The following is an 18710-nucleotide window of genomic DNA, read 5'->3' on the forward strand; positions in this document are numbered from 1 at the left end:
GCGCGAAGCTTACCAGGCCTACAAATCACACCCAACCCGTAGGCCGGATAAGCGCAGCGCATCCGGCTTATTTTTCGAGTGCAGCGCTCAACACACTGTGCAGCAACACGTTCGCCCCTTTTTCTGACCACTCAGGCAGGATATTTTCCGCTTCGTTGTGGCTGATGCCTTTTTCGCAGGGAATAAAGATCATGCTCGCCGGGGCGATTTTGCTGATATAGCAGGTGTCGTGCCCGGCACCGGAAACCATCGATTTTGCCGAATAGCCGAGGGCTTCGATCGCTTTTTCACTGCGCGCCAGACAGGCTTCATCGAAGGCGATGGGCGCGTAGTCGAAGATCCGCTCAACGTTTGCGGTTACGCCCCGCGTCGCCAGTCCTTCAGCGGCCTCACGCAGCGCCACTTCCATCGCTTCCAGCACCTCGCTTTGGGGATGACGAAACTCCACGCTGCACACCACGCGTGAGGGCACGACGTTGCGGGAGTTTGGCGTGACCTGCGCCATGCCGATGGTCGCGCGACCGTCGGGTTTGTGCTGATAGCCGATCTCTTCCACCATCAGGGCCAGCTCGGCAAACGCAGTTAACGCGTCGCGGCGGCTGTGCATCGGCGTGGTGCCTGCGTGCGCGGCAAAGCCGTCCAGCGTCAGGGTAAACCAGCGCTGGCCCATCGCGGCGCGCACCAGACCGATATCAATCGCTTCGTCTTCCAGAATCGGGCCTTGCTCAATGTGCAGTTCGTAGCAAGCGTGGATCGGAAACGCGCGGGCAGGCTGGGTACCGCGATAACCGATCGCATCCAGCGCTTCGCCTACCGTAACACCCGCATTATCCGCGCGGGCGAGGGCGTACTCTTCGCTAAACTGCCCGGACCAGACGCCGGAGGCCAGCATCGCCGGGGCGAAGCGGGCGCCTTCTTCGTTGGTCCAGTTCACCAGCACGATGTCGCGCTCGGTTTCCACCTGATGGTCATTCAGGGTGCGCAGCACTTCCAGCCCGGCCAGCACGCCGTAGATCCCGTCGTAATTGCCGCCGAGCGGCTGGGAATCCACATGCGAGCCGGTCATCACCGGCGGCAGGGCGCGGTTTTTCCCGGCGCGGCGAATAAACATATTGCCCATGCTGTCGACGTCACAGGCAAATCCCGCCTCCTGCGCCCAGTCGCGCAGCAGATTGCGCGCGATGCGGTCTTCTTCACTCAGGGCCAGACGCGTCACGCCGCCCGCGGGCGTGCCGCCGATTTGTGCCATCATCGTAAGCGTGGACCACAGACGCGGCGCATCAATGCGGATCATGCTTTGTCCTTTTTGGTCTGATAGCGGAAATCGCAGCATTTTCCGCCCTGCATAATGGTGGTGGTGCGCGTCAGTTCCACGTCCGGCGCGTAGCCGACGATGAATTTCTCATCGCGGGCGCAGGAGAGCAGGTGGCCGATCTCGCCGAGCCCCATCTCGTGATACATCTCGGCGTAGCGGCAGCGCGTCACGTTGTAGTTGTACTGCTGGTCGTCGGCGTCGATCACTTTCACGTCCAGCGCGTTGTCTTTTTCCCAGAGATATTGCAGGGCGATAAAGCTTTTCACGTCCGCGCCGTTCGGCTCCTGGCGGGCAAAATGCGCCCCGGCGTCAATTGCCGCCTGTTCTATCGCTTCGCCAATCACCGCCTGGGCGCGGGTTTTCCCTATCTCGCGCACCAGGATCTCGTAAATGGGTTTAATAATTTCTGCTTCTATTTTGCGGCGGGCGAGAATGCCCAGCTCATTGTTATCGCTCATCACATTGCCTCACTGCGTTACTTCGTTTTTGCGCCGCCCAGAACGGTTTGCGGCTGCCATTTCCCGTCGACCACTTTGTAAACGGTAAAGGACGGGGATTTCAGGTTGCCCTGATCGTCAAAGGCGATCTGGCCGGTGACGCCGGAATAGCTGATGGCGCGCAGGGCGGGCAGGTACTCAGACGGATCGACGGAGTCGGCTTTTTCCATTGCCGCCACCAGCACGCGGGTGGCGTCATAGGCGAACGGGGCGTGCAGTTCGATATGGGTATGGTAGCGGGACTGGTACGCCTGCTCGAAAGCTTTGCCGCCCGGCATCTGGTCGACCGGCAGGCCTGGCTCCAGCGCCACTACGCCTTCGCCTTCTTTCTGTGCCAGCTGCAGGAAGGTCTGGCTGACGAAGCCGCCTGCGCCCATCAGGGTGGCGTTCATATTCAGCTGCTTGATGCGACGCGCCAGCGGAGCGGCCTGGCTGTCCACACCACCGAAGAACACCAGATCGGCGTTTTTACTGCGAATGGCGGTTAACACGGCGCTAAAGTCGACGGTTTTGTCGTCAACGTACTGACGGTCAACAATCTTCACGCCCTGTGCTTCCAGCGATTTGATGAATTCATCTGCCAGACCCTGGCCGAAGGCGGTGCGGTCGTCGATCACCGCGATGCGTTTGGCTTTCAGGGTTTTCACCGCATATTCGCCCGCGAACTGCCCACCGTCATCGTCGTGCCCCATCACGCGGAAACTGGTGTCAAAGCCTTGTTTGGTGTACGCGTGACCGGTGGCGACAGGCGCGACCTGGGCGATCCCGGCGTCATGATAGACACGCGCCGCCGGAATGCTGGTCCCGGTGTTCCAGTGGCCGACCACACCGGCCACGCCGCTGTCGACCAGACGCTGCGCGACGGCCACGGCGGTGCGCGGGTCGGACTGGTCATCTTCGGACTGCAGTTTGAAGGTCACCGCTTTGCCGCCGATGGTCGGGTGCTGTTTGTTGATGTCATCGATCGCCAGCTGTGCGCCGTTCTCCAGATCTTTCCCGATACGCGCGGAAGGGCCGGTGAGCGGGCCTGCCAGGCCGATGATGACGGTTTCGCTCTGGGCCGCCCATGAGGCGGAGGAGGCAAAACCACTGAGCAAAAGCGCGGCGCTGAGCGCACTGATTTTTAAGGTTTTCATTATAATTTCCCTGGTGTTGGTTGGTGTGTTAAACGGGCATTTCGCCCAAATAAATCTGTGCAATCTGGTCGTCATCGAGCAGCGCTTTTGATTTGCCGTGATGCACGATGCTGCCGCTGTCCATCACCCAGGCCTGGTCCGTCACTTCCAGCGCCAGCCGGGCGTTTTGTTCAATCAGCAGCAGGGCCACGCCGCGTTCGCGCAGCCCTTTGATAACCTGAAAAATGTTCTCGACCATTTTCGGTGCCAGACCCATCGACGGCTCATCGAGGATCAACAGGCGCGGGCGGCTGAGCAGGGCGCGGTTCAGCGCCAGCAGCTGCTGTTCACCGCCGGAAAGCAGCCCGGCGAGCTGATGCTGACGTTCGCCGAGGCGAGGGAAACGGTCGAAAATCTCGTCCATTTCTCTTTTTACTGTGACAGTGTCACGGCGCAGCCAGGCACCCATTTGTAAATTCTCCAGCACCGTCATGCGGGCGAAGATGCCGCGACCTTCCGGGACCATCACCAGCCCGTCGCGCAGCAGGGATTCGGCCTTGCGTTTGCGCACCGGCTGGCCGTTAAACAGAATGTTGCCCCCGAAGTTTTCCAGCCCGGTGATGGCGCGCACGGTCGAGCTTTTGCCCGCGCCGTTAGCACCGATCAGCGTCGCCTGTTCGCCTTCCTGCAGGGTGAACGACACGCCGCGCACCGCCTGAATCCCGCCGTAATGCACGTCCAGGCGTTCGACTTTGAGTAATTCAGACATGAGCGTTGCCTCCCAGCCAGGCGGCGATCACCGCCGGGTCACGTCGTACCGTGTCGGGCGTGCCGACGGCCAGCGTTTTGCCGTAATCCAGCACCGTGAGGCGATCGCAGATCCCCATCACCAGCTTGACGTCGTGCTCTATCATCAACAGGGTTTTGCCGTCGTCACGAATACGGGTGAGCAGTTCGCCGAGAGCGTTTTTCTCAGCGGCGTTCATGCCCGCAGCCGGTTCGTCGAGCGCCAGCAGCAGCGGGTCGGTCGCCAGCGCGCGGGCGATCTCCAGCCGACGCTGATGGCCGTATGCCAGGTCGCAGGCGCGGTAGTGGGCGAATCGGGCGATCCCGGTGTACTCCAGCCAGTGCCAGGCCAGCTCGCGGGTTTGTGCCTCTTCCGCGCGGGCGCGTTGATGGCGCGTTAGTGCCGCCCAGAGTCCGTTGCGGGTGCGCACGTGGCGACCGACCATCACGTTTTCCAGCACCGACATTTCGTTAAACAGGCGCACGTTCTGGAAGGTGCGGGCGATACCGGCGGCAGTGACTTTGTCGATCTGCTTCGGGAAATAGGGTTTATCGGCAATCGAAAACTCGCCGCTGTCCGCCGGATAGAGGCCGGTGATCAGGTTAAAACAGGTGGTTTTTCCTGCGCCGTTGGGGCCGATCAGACCGTAGATTTCGCCTTTATTAATGGAGAGCGAAACGTCGTCCACGGCGGTCAGACCGCCAAAGCGTTTAGACATATTACGCACGGTTAACAGGCTCATGCCTTGACCTCCTTGTGACGGACCGGCCAGATCCCGGACGGGCGCAGGAGCATCACCAGCACCAGCGCCAGGCCGTAGAACAATTGACGCAGGATTTCCGGGTCGATCAGCACGGTGCCAAACAGCGCCTGCTGAACGGGGGCCGCCTGGCTGCGCAGGATTTCCGGCAGGGCGGTCAGGAGCACCGCGCCGAGGATCACGCCAGGGATGTGGCCCATCCCGCCGAGTACCACCATCGCCAGCACGGCAATGGACTCCTGCAGGGTGAAGGATTCTGGCGACACGAAGCCCTGGAAAGCACCGAACAACGCACCTGCGACACCGCCAAAGGAGGCGCCCATCGCAAAGGCCAGCAGCTTGAAGTTGCGCACGTTGATGCCCATCGCGCGGGCCACGTCCTCATCTTCACGAATGGCATGCCACGCCCGGCCAATGCGCGAGTGTTGCAGGCGCAGGCAGACAAAAATAATCAGCACAATCACCAGCATCAGCAGGTAGTACCACAGCCACAGAGCCGGGACTTTCATGCCAAACCAGTGATAGACGCCGCTAAATTTCAGGCCAAACAGATTAAGGGTATCGACGCCGGTAATGCCTTTCGCACCATTGGTGATGTTCACCGGGCGGTCGAGATTGCGCATCAGAATGCGGATGATCTCCCCGAAGCCGAGGGTGACAATCGCCAGATAGTCGCCGCGCAGTTTTAGCGTCGGCGCGCCGAGGATAATGCCGCACACCGCCGCGACCAGCGCCGCCAGCGGAATAATCAGCAGGTACGAAGTGTGCAGCCCGTCCGGGAACCAGACGCTGAGGATCGGGAAGACCTCCAGCAGATGCGGGGAGGCCAGCAGCGCCGCCAGATACGCCCCGACGGCGTAAAAGGCGATAAAGCCCATATCCAGCAGGCCGGTGTAGCCGACGACGATGTTCAGCCCGAGCGCCAGCATGATGTACAGCAGCGCAAAGTCGATCACGCGCACCCAGTAGTTGCCGCCGATCTGGCTGGCGACGATCGGCGCAACCAGCAGGGCGATGACGAACAGCGTCATGCCGGACCAGAAGCGGCGCGAAGAGGCAGGAGCCTGGAGTGATGTGGTTGTCATAATTTTCCCTACGCCCTGTGCGCCACACGTTCGCCCAGCAGACCTGCCGGACGGAATACCAGTACCAGAATCAGCACGATGAAGGCGAAGACGTCCTGATAGTTACTCCCGAATACGCCATTTGTCAGTTCACCCAGATAGCCTGCGCCCAGCGCTTCGATGATCCCGAGTAAAATCCCGCCGATCATCGCGCCGCGAATATTGCCGATCCCGCCCAGCACGGCGGCAGTGAAGGCTTTAATGCCGGGCAAAAAGCCCATCGAGAAACTGGCGTTGCCGTAGTTGCTGGCCATCATTACGCCTGCGAGGGCGGCGAAGATGCCGCCGATGGCGAAGGTGAGGGTGATAATGGCGTTAGGGTTGACGCCCATCAGCGTGGCGACGCGCGGGTTTTCCGCCACCGCGCGCATCCCGCGCCCAAGACGGGTGTATTCCACGAGCAGCCACAGGCCGATCATCACGATCAGCGCCAGCGACACGGTGACGATGCCCGTGACCGTCACAATGGCCGGAGGATGGTCAACGCTGCCCGAGGTGACGGCAATGGCGTCCATCGGCAGGATTTGTGGGAACATCAGCGGGTTGCGCGTCCAGATAATCATCGCCACGGTTTGCAGCAAGACGGAGACGCCAATCCCGGAGATCAGCGGCGCCAGACGCGGGGCGTTGCGCAGGCGGCGGTAGGCGAAGCGCTCCACCGCCATCGCCAGCAGGGCGCAGACGGCCATGGCAATGACCAGCGCAAAGCCGAGCAGCAACAGCTGCGGCATATGTGGGAACGTGCTGTTCAGCGCGTTCAGGGCCGACAGCGTGGTGAGCGCGCCGACCATCAAAATGTCGCCATGGGCGAAGTTAATAATGCGCAAAATGCCATACACCATCGTATAGCCCAGCGCGATCAGCGCGTAGATGCTGCCCAGCATCACGCCATTGATCAGTTGTTGTATCAGTGTATCCAATGTGTTTACCCGACAGATTGCTCTTTCAGCGGGTAACATCCGACAATTGAATTAAATTGTAAAATACGCATATATTATTTCTTATGATATTTCGAGATTGATTTATCACAATGATTTTAAAGAGAATAGTTAATCGTCATCTTGACGAGAAGAGACCAATAAAATCAACATATGAATAAAACAGAACAATCACTCCAGCTGCCTGCGTATGCGGAAAGCCGTCTGGCGAACGATCCACCCCTGCGGGCCGTGCGCGCTTTCGAGGCGATCGCCAGGCTGGGGAGCGTCACCCTGGCGGCGCAGGAGCTGGCGATATCGCCCTCTGCCGTGAGCCATCAGCTCAAGGTGCTGGAAGGGTATCTGCAAATGCCGCTCACGGAGCGTCAGGGGCGCAGGCTGATCCTGAGCCAGCAGGGGCGCGACTATTACCGCTCGATCCGCGCGGCGTTTAACGTCCTGCGCCAGGCGACGGAGCACCTGGTGGAGCAGGCCCAGACTCGCCAGGTGACCATCAGCCTGATCCCGCTGTTTGGCATGGGCTGGTTTATTCCGCGTCTGCCCGCGTTTATGCGCGCCAACCCGCAGACGGAAATTAACGTCGTGTATGCCAACCATCGTAACTATCTCAGCGACGCGTCGGATATGTCGATTCGCTTTGGAAACGGCCAGTGGGCGGGGTATCAGAGCGAAAAACTGATTTCCGGGCAGATGGTGCCGGTGTGCAGCCGGGCGTTTTTGCGCATTCACGGGCATATCGATACCCCGGAACAGCTGCTGCAAATGCCGCTTCTGCACGACGAAGAGCGCAGTACCTGGCAACAGTGGTTTATCCAGCAGGGCGTGAAACGGACAGCGCGCAAGAGTGGTCCGCTGTTTGAGGATGGATTACTGACTCTGGCGGGCGTTCAGGCGGGGCTCGGCTGTGCGCTTATGCGCGAGCCGCTGATCGCGCCCTATCTGGAGAGCGGCGAGCTGGTGAAAATCTTCGATGCTCCCATCGATGACGGGCGCGATTATTATCTGTGCGTCCGTCAGGATTCGGACATGACCGAGGATGGCAAACTGCTGCAAGCCTGGCTCCGGCGCGCGGCGGGCAGCGTTACGGTGTAAACGAGCAGTGCTTATCCAGGGCTTCGATTTCGGTGCCGCTGAATCGGGCGTACTGGCCGGTGAGGCGCCAGAAGGCCGGTTGCGTTTCCGTATAGATTTCGGCGGCCAGCACCAGGCGACGACGATCGTCTTCGTTGAGCTCGAGCAGCGTCCAGGGGACAAAATAGCGCCCGGTGGGGGTGAGTTCAAACCACAACGGACAGCCGCAGCCGGGGCAGAACCAGCGTTCACCGCGCGCGGAAGATGAGAAGTGCGAAGGGGCAATCGAACCGCTTTCGACAATGGGTTCGCCCTGAGTTTCCAGATACATGGCAATACCGCCCGACCACTTCTGACAGTTGGTGCAGTGGCAGGCATAGACATCGAGCGCTTCGATGTTGACGCTAAAATGGCTCATCCCGCACAAGCAGCGTCCCGTATAGAGATGCATGGCGTACTCCTTTATCACGCCTGATGACTGCGATAAAAAAAGCCAGCCGCAAGGGCTGGCTTTTTTAACAGACAAATTCTTAGAACTGGTAGGTCAGACCCAGTGCAACGATGTTGTCGGTGCTTACACCAGCAGCTTTGGTGAAGGCATTGTCATCAACCAGGTTGATTTTGTAGTCAACGTAGGTGGACATGTTTTTGTTGAAGTAGTAAACGGTACCCACTTCAATGTATTTCACCAGATCCTGGTCACCGTAAGAACCGATGTCCTTACCTTTGGACTGCAGGTACGCCAGGGATGGACGCAGACCGAAGTCGAACTGGTACTGGGCAACCGCTTCGAAGTTCTGAGTTTTATTCGCAATGTAACCGTCACCGAAGTTGGTCATGTTGCGGGTTTCAGAGTAGGTGGTTGCCAGGTAGATGTTGTTCGCATCGTATTTCAGGCCAGCAGCCCAAACTTCTGCGTTTTCGCCGCCTGCGTTCAGGTTGCTTGCAGCGCGAACCTGGTTGTCAGTACGGTCAGATTTCGCATAGGTAGCACCCACGCCGAAACCGTCCATTTCATAGGTAGAAGACAGACCCCAGCCATCGCCGTTCGCGGTGGTGATGTCACGGTCGTCGTTTTTACCCTGGTACTGTGCAGCGAAGTTCAGGCCGTCAACCAGACCGAAGAAATCGCTGTTACGGTAGGTTGCAACACCGGTAGTACGGCCAGTCATGAAGCCGTCAGTCTGAGTCCAGGTGTCTCCGCCGTATTCTGGCAGAACGTCGGTCCATGCGCCGATGTCGTAAGCCACACCGTAGTTACGACCGTAGTCGAAAGAACCAAATTCGTTGAATTTCAGGCCAGCAAACGCCAGACGGGTTTTGTTGCCTTTATCGCCGTTGGATTCGTCGTTGTTGCCTTTGAACTCATATTCCCACTGGCCGTAACCGGACAGCTGGTCGTTGATCTGAGTTTCACCTTTGAAGCCCAGACGCACGTAAGTTTTGTCGCCGTCGTTGCTGGTGTCGTCAGAGAAATAGTGCAGACCTGTTACTTTACCGTACAGATCCAGCTTGTTACCGTCTTTGTTAAAGACTTCAGCCGCGTTTACCGCGCCTGCAGCCAACATTGTAGTCACTGCCACTGCAACTAATTTAAGTTTCATTTTAATAATCCTTATAATTTTCTTTGGCTATCTGCCTTTGCCATTAATAAACGATTTCTAAACGAGGTCGTTCGTCAATGGCATGCTATTTTTAAGAATGTTGTAGCCTCTTTTCAATAATAAGTTTCAAAACATTGCTGATAATTTCAATTAGTGTGACGTGGGTCCGATAAAACGGCCAATATTACGCGGAATTGATTAATTATTATTCTGATATTGAGTATTTTCTTAGAAAAATAATATGGCATCGCATAGTTTTAGTGGGTTTTTATTTATCATGGGGATTATCAATCATTGCGGATGTATGGCGGTTTAAAAATAAGCTTCGCAACCGGTAAATCAGTGGGTTACGGAGTTAGCGTTGATATAACAGACAGCTAATGGTGAAATATTCAGTCATAAACTATTGCAGCGTAGGTTATATCTAAGGGGATTATTAGAGGGTAACTAATCCCGCTGCGTTGTCAATTTGCGTCAATATAAATGTAAAAGGAAGTTTCAAGGCAGGGAGATATAAACAGAATTTAAATGTAAACACTATGTTAATTATAAATAACCGGAGGCGGGATCACATTATATTTGGGTGAGGAATACAGCAGGGGGAAAATCCCCCTGAAAACGGTTATTTTCGCGTCGCATACCAGCACAGCAACGAGCCCGCACACACCATCAGCGCCCCTTGCCAGAAGGTGAAGGACAGCGGGGCGTTGAGCAGCACGGCGGCCAGCGCAGCGGAGAGGACCGGTGTGAAATAAGAGACGGTGGCGAGCACAGAGACATTCCCGTGCAGAATACCGATATTCCACGAAGCGTAACCGAATCCGAGCGCAATCCCGCACATCAGCAGTTTAATCACCACCGGTACGCTAAATACCATTTCCGGCTGATCGCTAAACAGATATTTCATCCACAGCGCCAGCGCGGTGAGTAAAACGAACAGCGTGATACCGTTCTGACCTTTGGCATATTTACTGGTCACCGTGCAGTACGCCGCCCAGATAAATGCCCCGGCAAATGCCAGTCCGTAGCTCAGCGGATTGGAGATCACATTGGCGGTAATTTCATCGATATGCAGACCATTCTCACCGCCTAATACCCAGCAAACGCCCAGCAGCGCGAGCAATAATCCAGGGATAATCCACAGGTTCGATTTTTGACCGTTAAACAAAATAGCGAACACAATCGTCAGGCTCGGCCAGAGATAATTCACCATTCCGACTTCAATCGCCTGATGGCGGGTATTGGCGTAACCGAGTGAGAGGGCGAGACATATTTCGTAGCTGACGAATAAGACGCTGCCCGCAATAAGATAGCGGGTTGAGAAGCGTCTGATATCCGGAAAACCCACGGTGACTAAACAGAGTAACCCGCTGAGGGTGTAGATCATTGCCGCACCACCGACGGGCCCCAGTCCTTCGCTCACGCCGCGAATGAGCCCGACCATCGTGCTCCACAGCACAATGGCGGCGAGTCCCGTCAGTGTTGCTCTTTTCCTGTCCATTATTCCCCCAAAGACCTGTTCATCCAGGGGCAATTTTATAGCACTGTTTCAGGCGCTTGCGCGAATGAATCTAGCGGATCCTTTTGCCAGACGCATCAACGACTTTCTCACCATCCTCTTTGGTGAACGCCCCTTGCTGGGTTTGCGGCAGAATATCCAGCACCACTTCCGAAGGGCGGCACAGACGAGTGCCAAGCGGCGTCACCACAATCGGACGGTTGATCAGAATAGGGTGCTGGAGCATAAACCCGATCAGCTGTTCATCCGTAAAACGCGCATCGGCAAGATTCAGCTGTTCATAAGGCTCAACGTTTTTGCGCAGCAGAGCGCGCACAGGAATACCCATGTCGGCGATCAGTTTCACCAGCTCATCGTGCGACGGCGGGGTGTCGAGATAGTAAATAATATCTGGTTCAGTTCCGCTGTTGCGGATCATCTCCAGGGTGTTGCGCGACGTGCCGCAGGCCGGGTTGTGATAGATAGTAATGTTGCTCATAAGATATCTCATTACGCAGTGACAGAGAGCCGCAACGCCAGCGCGGCCAGAGTGACGAACAGGACCGGCAGAGTCATGACAATGCCGGTACGGAAATAATAGCCCCAGGTGATGTTCATATTTTTCTGGGAAAGCACGTGCAGCCACAGGAGTGTCGCCAGACTACCAATCGGGGTGATTTTCGGACCTAAATCGCAGCCGATGACGTTGGCATAGATCATCGCCTCTTTAATGACGCCCGAGGCGCTGCTGGCGTCTATCGACAAGGCGCCAATCAGGACGGTCGGCATATTGTTCATGATGGACGACAGGAATGCCGTCAGGAAACCGGTGCCGAACGTCGCTGCCCATAAACCTTTATCGGCGAGGAGATTCAGCATTCCGGAGAGGTATTCCGTCAGGCCGGCATTGCGCAGGCCATAGACCACAAGATACATCCCCAGCGAGAAAATGACGATTTGCCACGGTGCGCCGCGCAGGACCTTTCCGGTGTTAATCCTGTGACCTTTTTTGGCGACAGCAAACAGCACCGCCGCGCCGGTGGCGGCAATCGCACTGACGGGGATCCCCAGCGGCTCCAGCACGAAGAAGCCAACCAGCAGAACCACCAGCACAATCCAGCCCGTTTTGAAGGTGGCCGGGTCTTTAATCGCGCTGGCGGGAGTTTTCAGCAGCGCCACGTCATAGGTCGCCGGAATGTCCTTGCGGAAAAAGAGATGCAGCATTCCGAGCGTGGCGGCAATCGCGGCGAGATCGACGGCGATCATGATGGACGCATAGTCGGTAAACCCAAGCTGGAAGAAATCCGCCGAAACGATATTCACCAGGTTAGAGACGATAAGCGGCAGGCTGGCGGTGTCAGCGATAAACCCGGCGGCCATCACGAATGCCAGCGTCGTGCCTCGGCTGAAGCCCAGGGCATGCAGCATGGCAATCACGATCGGGGTCAGGATCAGGGCGGCACCGTCGTTAGCAAACAGTGCCGCGACCGCCGCGCCAAGCAGCACAATCCAGGTGAAGAGCAGGCGTCCGCGTCCGTTTCCCCAGCGGGATACATGCAGCGCCGCCCATTCGAAAAAGCCGGACTCATCGAGCAGCAAACTGATAATAATCACCGCAATAAAGGTTGCCGTCGCATTCCAGACGATATTCCAGACCACCGGAATATCAGCGACGTGAATGACGCCGAACATCAGCGCCAGCGCCGCGCCAATACTCGCGCTCCAGCCAATACTCAGTCCTCTGGGCTGCCAGATGACCAGGATCAGCGTCAGGACAAAAATAGTCCCTGCCAGTAACATGTATGACTCCAACAGATATGTTTTAAAGAATATGTTTATTTCAATCAGCAAGACGATGACGAAGATTTTGCCAGCCACGCGCGGACATCATCCCGCAGACATAGCCAGCTCGACGTAATGATTTCCGCCGCCCAGGCAGGCATGTGCGGGGATAAGCGGTAATGGATCCATTTCCCTGCGCGGCGGTCAATCACCAGCCCTGACTCGCGTAAAATCGCCATGTGGCGCGATATTTTCGGCTGCGACTGCCCGGTGGCCCCGCAGAGATCGCAGACGCACAGCTCTGCGGATTCCCGCAGAAGCATGACGATCGCCAGACGGGTTTCATCCGACAGAATTTTGAACAGCTGAACGGGATGTTGCATGTGTTTGCCCAGGTGAGTTTGATGTATACATATGGTAAAGCATATGTGTAATGTTGGAAACCCACTTTCATCAAAGAACATATAAGAAGCTAACCCTAAAGGATTACGCGAAGCCGCCAGGGCGGACTATTAAGGGGGCGAAGATCGAGGAGATTGATTTGACGCAAAAAAATCAGGGGCTTTGCTGATAGTTTGCGGCGCGAAGTCTCCTGAAAATAACGAGGACAACGATGGACGTCAGCCGCAGAAAGTTTTTTAAAATCTGCGCGGGCGGTATGGCCGGAACCACAGCTGCGGCGTTGGGCTTTATGCCTAAAATCGCGCTGGCTCAGTCGCGCAACTACAAATTACTGCGCGCGAAAGAGATCCGTAACACCTGCACATACTGCTCCGTGGGATGTGGGCTATTGATGTATAGCCTGGGCGATGGCGCGAAAAACGCCAAAGAAGCGATTTACCATATTGAAGGGGACCCGGATCATCCGGTGAGCCGCGGGGCACTTTGCCCGAAAGGCGCAGGCCTGCTGGATTATGTCCACAGCGACAACCGCCTGCGTTACCCGGAATATCGCGCGCCTGGCTCTGACAAATGGCAGCGTATCTCCTGGGATGATGCCTTCACCCGCATCGCCAAATTAATGAAAGCCGACCGCGACGCCAACTTCGTCGAGAAGAACGCGCAGGGCGTGACCGTGAACCGCTGGCTTTCCACCGGGATGCTCTGCGCATCTGCGGCAAGTAATGAAACCGGCATGCTGACGCAAAAATTTGTGCGCTCACTCGGCATGCTGGCGGTAGACAACCAGGCGCGCGTCTGACACGGACCAACGGTAGCAAGTCTTGCTCCAACATTTGGTCGCGGTGCGATGACCAACCACTGGGTTGATATCAAAAACGCTAACGTCGTGGTGGTGATGGGCGGTAACGCCGCTGAAGCCCATCCGGTGGGATTCCGCTGGGCGATGGAAGCGAAAAACAACAATGATGCGACGCTGATCGTCGTCGATCCGCGCTTTACGCGTACGGCATCGGTGGCGGATATCTATGCGCCGATTCGTTCCGGTACGGACATTACGTTCCTGTCTGGCGTGCTGCTGTATCTGATCGAAAACAACAAAATCAACGCCGAATACGTTAAACACTACACCAACGCGAATTTATTGGTGCGGGAAGACTTTGCCTTTGATGACGGGCTGTTCAGCGGCTATGACGCGGAAAAACGTCAGTACGACAAATCTTCCTGGAACTATCAGTTCGACGAAAACGGCTTTGCGAAACGCGATGAAACCCTGACCGATCCGCGCTGCGTGTGGAACTTGCTGAAACAGCACGTTTCCCGCTATACGCCGGAGGTGGTGGAAAACATCTGCGGCACGCCAAAAGCCGACTTCCTGAAAGTGTGTGAAGTGCTGGCCTCCACCAGCGCGGCGGATCGTACCACCACCTTCCTGTACGCCCTGGGCTGGACGCAGCACACCGTCGGTGCGCAGAACATCCGTACCATGGCGATGATTCAGCTGTTGCTCGGGAATATGGGTATGGCAGGCGGCGGCGTGAACGCCCTGCGCGGACACTCCAATATTCAGGGCTTAACGGATCTGGGGCTGCTCTCCACCAGCCTGACTGGCTATCTGACGCTGCCATCGGAAAAACAGACGGATCTCCAGACCTATCTGACCGCCAGTACGCCAAAAGCGACGCTGCCGGACCAGGTGAACTACTGGAGCAACTATCCGAAGTTCTTCGTCAGCCTGATGAAATCTTTCTACGGCGATGCGGCGCAGAAAGAGAACGACTGGGGCTTTGAGTGGTTGCCGAAATGGGACCAGGCCTACGACGTCATCAAGTATTTCAACATGATGGATAAGGGTAACGTCACGGGCTACATCTGCCAGGGCTTTAACCCGGTGGCGTCTTTCCCGGACAAAAACAAAGTCGTGCGCAGTTTGAGCAAGCTGAAGTACATGGTGGTGATCGATCCGCTGGTAACCGAAACCTCCAACTTCTGGCAGAACCACGGCGAGATGAACGATGTCGATCCGGCGTCGATTCAGACCGAAGTGTTCCGCCTGCCGTCGACCTGTTTCGCGGAAGAAGATGGTTCGATTGCCAACTCGGGCCGCTGGCTGCAGTGGCACTGGAAAGGCCAGGACGCACCGGGCGAAGCGCGTAACGACGGCGAAATTCTGGCCGGGATTTACCACCGTCTGCGCGATATGTATCGCACCCTGGGCGGTAAAGGCGTAGAGCCGCTGCTGAAAATGAGCTGGAACTACAAACAGCCAGATCATCCGGAATCGGAAGAGATTGCCAAAGAGAACAACGGCGTTGCGCTGGCGGATCTCTATGATCCGAACGGCAATCTGCTGGCGAAAAAAGGTCAGCTGCTCAACAGCTTTGCGCTGCTGCGCGATGACGGTACCACCGCGTCCTCCTGCTGGATTTACGCCGGGAGCTGGACCGAGCAGGGCAACCAGATGGCCAACCGCGATAACGCCGATCCGTCAGGATTAGGCAATACGCTCGGCTGGGCATGGGCGTGGCCGCTCAACCGCCGCGTGTTGTACAACCGTGCCTCTGCGGACATCAACGGCAAGCCGTGGGATCCGAAACGCAGCCTGATCGAATGGAACGGCACGAAGTGGGCGGGGAACGATATCCCGGACTTCAATACCGCGCCGCCGGGCAGCAAAACCGGGCCGTTTATCATGCAGCCGGAAGGTCTGGGGCGTCTGTTTGCCCTCGACAAACTGGCGGAAGGGCCGTTCCCGGAACACTACGAGCCGATGGAAACGCCGCTCGGCACCAACCCGCTGCACCCGAACGTGGTGTCGAGTCCGGTGGTTCGCCTGTACGAAGACGACGCGCTGCGCTTAGGTAAGAAAGATAAGTTCCCGTACGTCGGGACCACCTATCGTCTGACCGAGCATTTCCACACCTGGACCAAGCACGCGCGGCTCAACGCCATCGCTCAGCCGGAACAGTTTGTCGAAATTAGCGAAACCCTCGCGAAGTCGAAAGGCATTACCAACGGCGATCGCGTGAAGGTGAGCAGCAAACGCGGTTTTATTCGCGCGGTGGCAGTAGTGACGCGTCGTTTGCAGACGCTCAACGTCAACGGCCAGCAGGTGGAGACCGTTGGGATCCCGCTGCACTGGGGCTTTGAAGGGGTGGCGCAAAAAGGCTATCTCGTCAACACTCTGACGCCAAACGTCGGCGATTCCAACTCGCAAACGCCGGAATATAAAGCGTTTCTGGTCAACATCGAGAAAGCGTAAGGAGCGATCGAATGGCAATGGAAACACAAGACATTATCAAACGCTCCGCCACCAACGCCATGACACCCGCGCCTCGTGCGCGGGATTACAAAGCGGAAGTGGCCAAGCTGATTGATGTCTCCTCCTGCGTGGGCTGCAAAGCCTGCCAGGTGGCCTGTTCGGAGTGGAACGATATCCGCGACGAGGTGGGGCACTGCGTGGGGGTTTACGACAACCCGGCCGATCTGAGCGCCAAATCCTGGACGGTGATGCGCTTTAGCGAAACCGAGCAGAACGGCAAGCTGGAGTGGCTGATCCGCAAAGACGGCTGCATGCACTGCGAAGATCCGGGCTGTCTGAAGGCGTGCCCGTCGGCGGGTGCGATTATTCAGTACGCCAACGGTATCGTCGATTTTCAGCAGGATAATTGTATCGGCTGCGGGTACTGCATCGCCGGGTGTCCGTTCAACGTGCCGCGTCTGAACAAAGATGATAACCGGGTATACAAATGCACCCTGTGCGTGGACCGCGTCAGCATCGGGCAGGAGCCTGCGTGCGTGAAGACCTGTCCGACCGGCGCGATTCATTTCGGTACCAAGAAAGAGATGCTCGACGTGGCGCAAGAGCGCGTCGATAAGCTCAAAGCGCGCGGGTACGACAACGCGGGGATTTACAACCCGCAGGGCGTCGGCGGTACGCACGTGATGTACGTTCTGCATCACAACGACCAGCCAGAGCTGTATCACAATCTGCCGAAAGAGCCGGCGATCGATACCTCGATCAACCTGTGGAAAGGGGCGCTGAAACCGCTCGCGGCAGCCGGTTTTATCGCCACCTTCGCCGGGCTGATTTATCACTACATCGGTATCGGGCCGAACAAAGAGGTGGATGACGACGAGGAGGAGCATCATGAGTAAGTCGAAGATGATTGTGCGCACGAAGTTTGTCGACCGCGCCTGTCACTGGACGGTGGTCATCTGCTTCTTCCTGGTGGCAGTGTCCGGGATTTCGTTCTTCTTCCCGACGTTACAATGGCTGACCGAAACCTTCGGCACACCGCAGATGGGGCGCATTCTGCATCCGTTCTTCGGCGTGCTGATCTTCGTGGTGCTGATGTTCATGTTCGTGCGCTTCGTGCATCACAACATCCCGGACAAGCAGGATATTCCGTGGCTGAAAGGGATTGTCGAAGTGCTGAAAGGCAACGAGCACAAAGTCGCGAAAGTCGGCAAGTACAATGCCGGACAGAAGATGATGTTCTGGACCATCATGAGCATGATTTTTGTGCTGCTGGTGACCGGGGTGATTATCTGGCGTCCGTACTTTGCGCATTACTTCCCGATTCAGGTGATTCGCTACAGTCTGCTGATCCATGCGACCGTCGCCATCATTCTGATCCACGCCATCCTGATCCATATGTATATGGCGTTCTGGGTGAAAGGGTCGATTAAAGGAATGATCGAAGGGAAGGTGAGCCGCCGCTGGGCGCAAAAACACCACCCGCGCTGGTATCGTGAGGTCGAAAGACTGGAAGCGAAAAAAGAGAGTTCGGAAGGGATGAAGTAAATCGCTTTCTGCGACGCGTTAAACCTCTCCCCCTCGCCGGAGCACTGGCCGGTGCGGGGGATTAAGAAAAGATGGCCCATCAGCATGCGCATTCAGGCAATGATAAATAGCCATTTATTAACAAAAAGAATGACGCAAAAACTTAAAACGATTGATATAAAAACGAAGTCACGCCCATTACATCACTCAGGACGCTTAGTATTTAGCGGGCAGATTGATGATTTCTTTTAAAACACCATTGTTCAAAACAATGTATCCACCGGCTTTTAACTGGGCCAGAATGCGCATAATGCCACTTCGCGAAAGCTGCGTTTTACTGCGAATGTATTTCTCCGCGCTAATGTTGTCGCGAATGGCGGGCGACAGGCTCATTAACTCCATCAGCTGAAAACGTATCGCTTCATATGCACTGGGTGAAGTGATATGTGCCATATGAACGAAAAGCGAACTGGCAAGCACCTGCATATGCCTCGCGAAAATTTCCCATAAGTTATTTTTTTCAATGATGTCCATCAGGTCCGGATAGCTAATACACGCAATCTCGGAGACAGCAGCAACCCTAAAGGAAAGCTCCTGACTGCCCGTTTCCGGGACCAAACCTCTTATGCTCGGGGCTTCAAATACGCCTATAAGCACATCTTCCGGCTGTCGATAAAGGTGGATAACGCCTGTGCGAACGAGGTAACAATGGCGGATTTCAGAAGACTGCATACGCAACCAGGTTCCAACCGGATACGTTTTATATTTCGCATAAGGATCAAGTTTCTCAAAGAATATATCTGTGTAAGGAGACCTTAACATGTTTAAAGGTTTCGAAGGGTTCATTTTTTTAGTCATGATTGAGAAGGAGATTAACCTGTTTTTTAGTATTGTAGCATAGTATACAGGTTGCACCAATTTCTGCCGATTTTGCAGATGCCAAAAAAACCCTTTAGTATCATACAAATATTGAAAATGGCTGAAACAGGATGGCATGTCTACTTTTAGACAGGCTGTTACTGGAATCATTAAGA

General features: G+C 56.1%; 18 protein-coding genes. 4 read left to right on the plus strand and 14 right to left on the minus strand.

All coding sequences use genetic code 11. The features are described from left to right. Positions 1 to 67: 67 nt before the first annotated feature. Genes AC3WS9_RS10690 through AC3WS9_RS10720 form a run of 7 tightly spaced genes read right to left on the minus strand, consistent with a single transcriptional unit; the run spans position 68 to position 6518 of the window. A complete protein-coding gene (locus tag AC3WS9_RS10690; RefSeq protein ID WP_492488229.1) occupies positions 68 to 1294 on the minus strand; it encodes a Zn-dependent hydrolase in 1227 nt (408 codons plus the stop codon). After that, positions 1291 to 1773 (minus strand): L-2-amino-thiazoline-4-carboxylic acid hydrolase, encoded by a 483-nt coding sequence (locus AC3WS9_RS10695; RefSeq protein ID WP_282495173.1) that lies wholly within the window; start codon positions 1771 to 1773, stop codon positions 1291 to 1293. The genes AC3WS9_RS10690 and AC3WS9_RS10695 overlap by 4 nt, the downstream gene beginning before the upstream one ends. Before the next feature lie 17 nt (positions 1774 to 1790). Next, positions 1791 to 2948, minus strand: a complete 1158-nt coding sequence (locus tag AC3WS9_RS10700; RefSeq protein ID WP_285148848.1) for a branched-chain amino acid ABC transporter substrate-binding protein — start codon at positions 2946 to 2948, stop codon at positions 1791 to 1793. Between the two features lie 28 nt (positions 2949 to 2976). After that, positions 2977 to 3696 carry an ABC transporter ATP-binding protein gene (locus AC3WS9_RS10705; RefSeq protein ID WP_492488231.1) on the minus strand — a complete coding sequence of 240 codons (720 nt, stop codon included), beginning with the start codon at positions 3694 to 3696 and terminating at the stop codon, positions 2977 to 2979. Further along, complete coding sequence (locus AC3WS9_RS10710) at positions 3689 to 4456, minus strand: ABC transporter ATP-binding protein (RefSeq protein WP_285157222.1); 768 nt, start codon at positions 4454 to 4456, stop codon at positions 3689 to 3691. The genes AC3WS9_RS10705 and AC3WS9_RS10710 overlap by 8 nt, the downstream gene beginning before the upstream one ends. Further along, positions 4453 to 5559 (minus strand): branched-chain amino acid ABC transporter permease, encoded by a 1107-nt coding sequence (locus tag AC3WS9_RS10715; protein ID WP_492488232.1) that lies wholly within the window; start codon positions 5557 to 5559, stop codon positions 4453 to 4455. Before AC3WS9_RS10715 ends, AC3WS9_RS10710 begins: the two co-directional genes overlap by 4 nt. An 8-nt stretch (positions 5560 to 5567) precedes the next feature. Beyond that, on the minus strand, positions 5568 to 6518 hold the full coding sequence (locus AC3WS9_RS10720; protein WP_492488234.1) for a branched-chain amino acid ABC transporter permease: 951 nt from the start codon (positions 6516 to 6518) through the stop codon (positions 5568 to 5570). 171 nt (positions 6519 to 6689) lie between these two features. Between AC3WS9_RS10720 and AC3WS9_RS10725 the strand changes: the two genes are divergently transcribed. Further along, positions 6690 to 7628: a LysR substrate-binding domain-containing protein gene (locus AC3WS9_RS10725; RefSeq protein WP_324722535.1), complete on the plus strand. Its 939-nt coding sequence runs from the start codon at positions 6690 to 6692 to the stop codon at positions 7626 to 7628. On the opposite strand, the gene AC3WS9_RS10730 is transcribed toward AC3WS9_RS10725, so the two are convergent. The 6 genes from AC3WS9_RS10730 to AC3WS9_RS10755 all read right to left on the minus strand — a co-directional run bounded on the left by AC3WS9_RS10730 (position 7618) and on the right by AC3WS9_RS10755 (position 12874). Next, positions 7618 to 8058: a GFA family protein gene (locus AC3WS9_RS10730; RefSeq protein WP_282495180.1), complete on the minus strand. Its 441-nt coding sequence runs from the start codon at positions 8056 to 8058 to the stop codon at positions 7618 to 7620. The genes AC3WS9_RS10725 and AC3WS9_RS10730 overlap by 11 nt on opposite strands. 79 nt (positions 8059 to 8137) lie before the next feature. Then, a complete protein-coding gene (ompC, locus tag AC3WS9_RS10735) occupies positions 8138 to 9211 on the minus strand; it encodes a porin OmpC (protein WP_282495181.1) in 1074 nt (357 codons plus the stop codon). Between the two features lie 622 nt (positions 9212 to 9833). After that, positions 9834 to 10712, minus strand: coding sequence for an aromatic amino acid DMT transporter YddG (gene yddG, locus AC3WS9_RS10740; protein ID WP_492488237.1), 879 nt, complete (start codon positions 10710 to 10712; stop codon positions 9834 to 9836). Positions 10713 to 10782: 70 nt separating this feature from the next. Beyond that, entirely contained in the window at positions 10783 to 11208 is a 426-nt protein-coding gene (gene arsC, locus AC3WS9_RS10745; protein WP_492488238.1) for a glutaredoxin-dependent arsenate reductase, read from the minus strand. Between the two features lie 11 nt (positions 11209 to 11219). After that, positions 11220 to 12509 (minus strand): arsenic transporter, encoded by a 1290-nt coding sequence (locus AC3WS9_RS10750; RefSeq protein WP_492488240.1) that lies wholly within the window; start codon positions 12507 to 12509, stop codon positions 11220 to 11222. Between the two features lie 44 nt (positions 12510 to 12553). Beyond that, on the minus strand, positions 12554 to 12874 hold the full coding sequence (locus tag AC3WS9_RS10755) for a metalloregulator ArsR/SmtB family transcription factor (protein ID WP_492488241.1): 321 nt from the start codon (positions 12872 to 12874) through the stop codon (positions 12554 to 12556). Positions 12875 to 13104: 230 nt separating this feature from the next. On the opposite strand from AC3WS9_RS10755, the gene fdnG reads away from it, so the two are divergent. The 3 genes from fdnG to fdnI are packed head-to-tail and all read left to right on the plus strand — an operon-like array spanning position 13105 to position 17697. After that, the gene (gene fdnG / locus AC3WS9_RS10760) at positions 13105 to 16152 is read left to right on the plus strand and encodes a formate dehydrogenase-N subunit alpha (protein WP_492488243.1); all 3048 of its coding nucleotides are present in this window, start codon (positions 13105 to 13107) and stop codon (positions 16150 to 16152) included. A gap of 11 nt (positions 16153 to 16163) precedes the next feature. Further along, positions 16164 to 17048 (plus strand): formate dehydrogenase subunit beta, encoded by an 885-nt coding sequence (gene fdxH, locus AC3WS9_RS10765; protein ID WP_282495187.1) that lies wholly within the window; start codon positions 16164 to 16166, stop codon positions 17046 to 17048. After that, positions 17041 to 17697 carry a formate dehydrogenase-N subunit gamma gene (gene fdnI, locus AC3WS9_RS10770; protein ID WP_285144423.1) on the plus strand — a complete coding sequence of 219 codons (657 nt, stop codon included), beginning with the start codon at positions 17041 to 17043 and terminating at the stop codon, positions 17695 to 17697. Before fdxH ends, fdnI begins: the two co-directional genes overlap by 8 nt. Before the next feature lie 195 nt (positions 17698 to 17892). Here fdnI and AC3WS9_RS10775 read toward each other — a convergent pair whose 3' ends face one another. Further along, positions 17893 to 18522, minus strand: a complete 630-nt coding sequence (locus AC3WS9_RS10775; RefSeq protein ID WP_492488246.1) for a winged helix-turn-helix transcriptional regulator — start codon at positions 18520 to 18522, stop codon at positions 17893 to 17895. Between the last annotated feature and the right edge of the window lie 188 nt (positions 18523 to 18710).

Source organism: Lelliottia sp. EB106-05-01-XG201 (genome assembly GCF_058791735.1).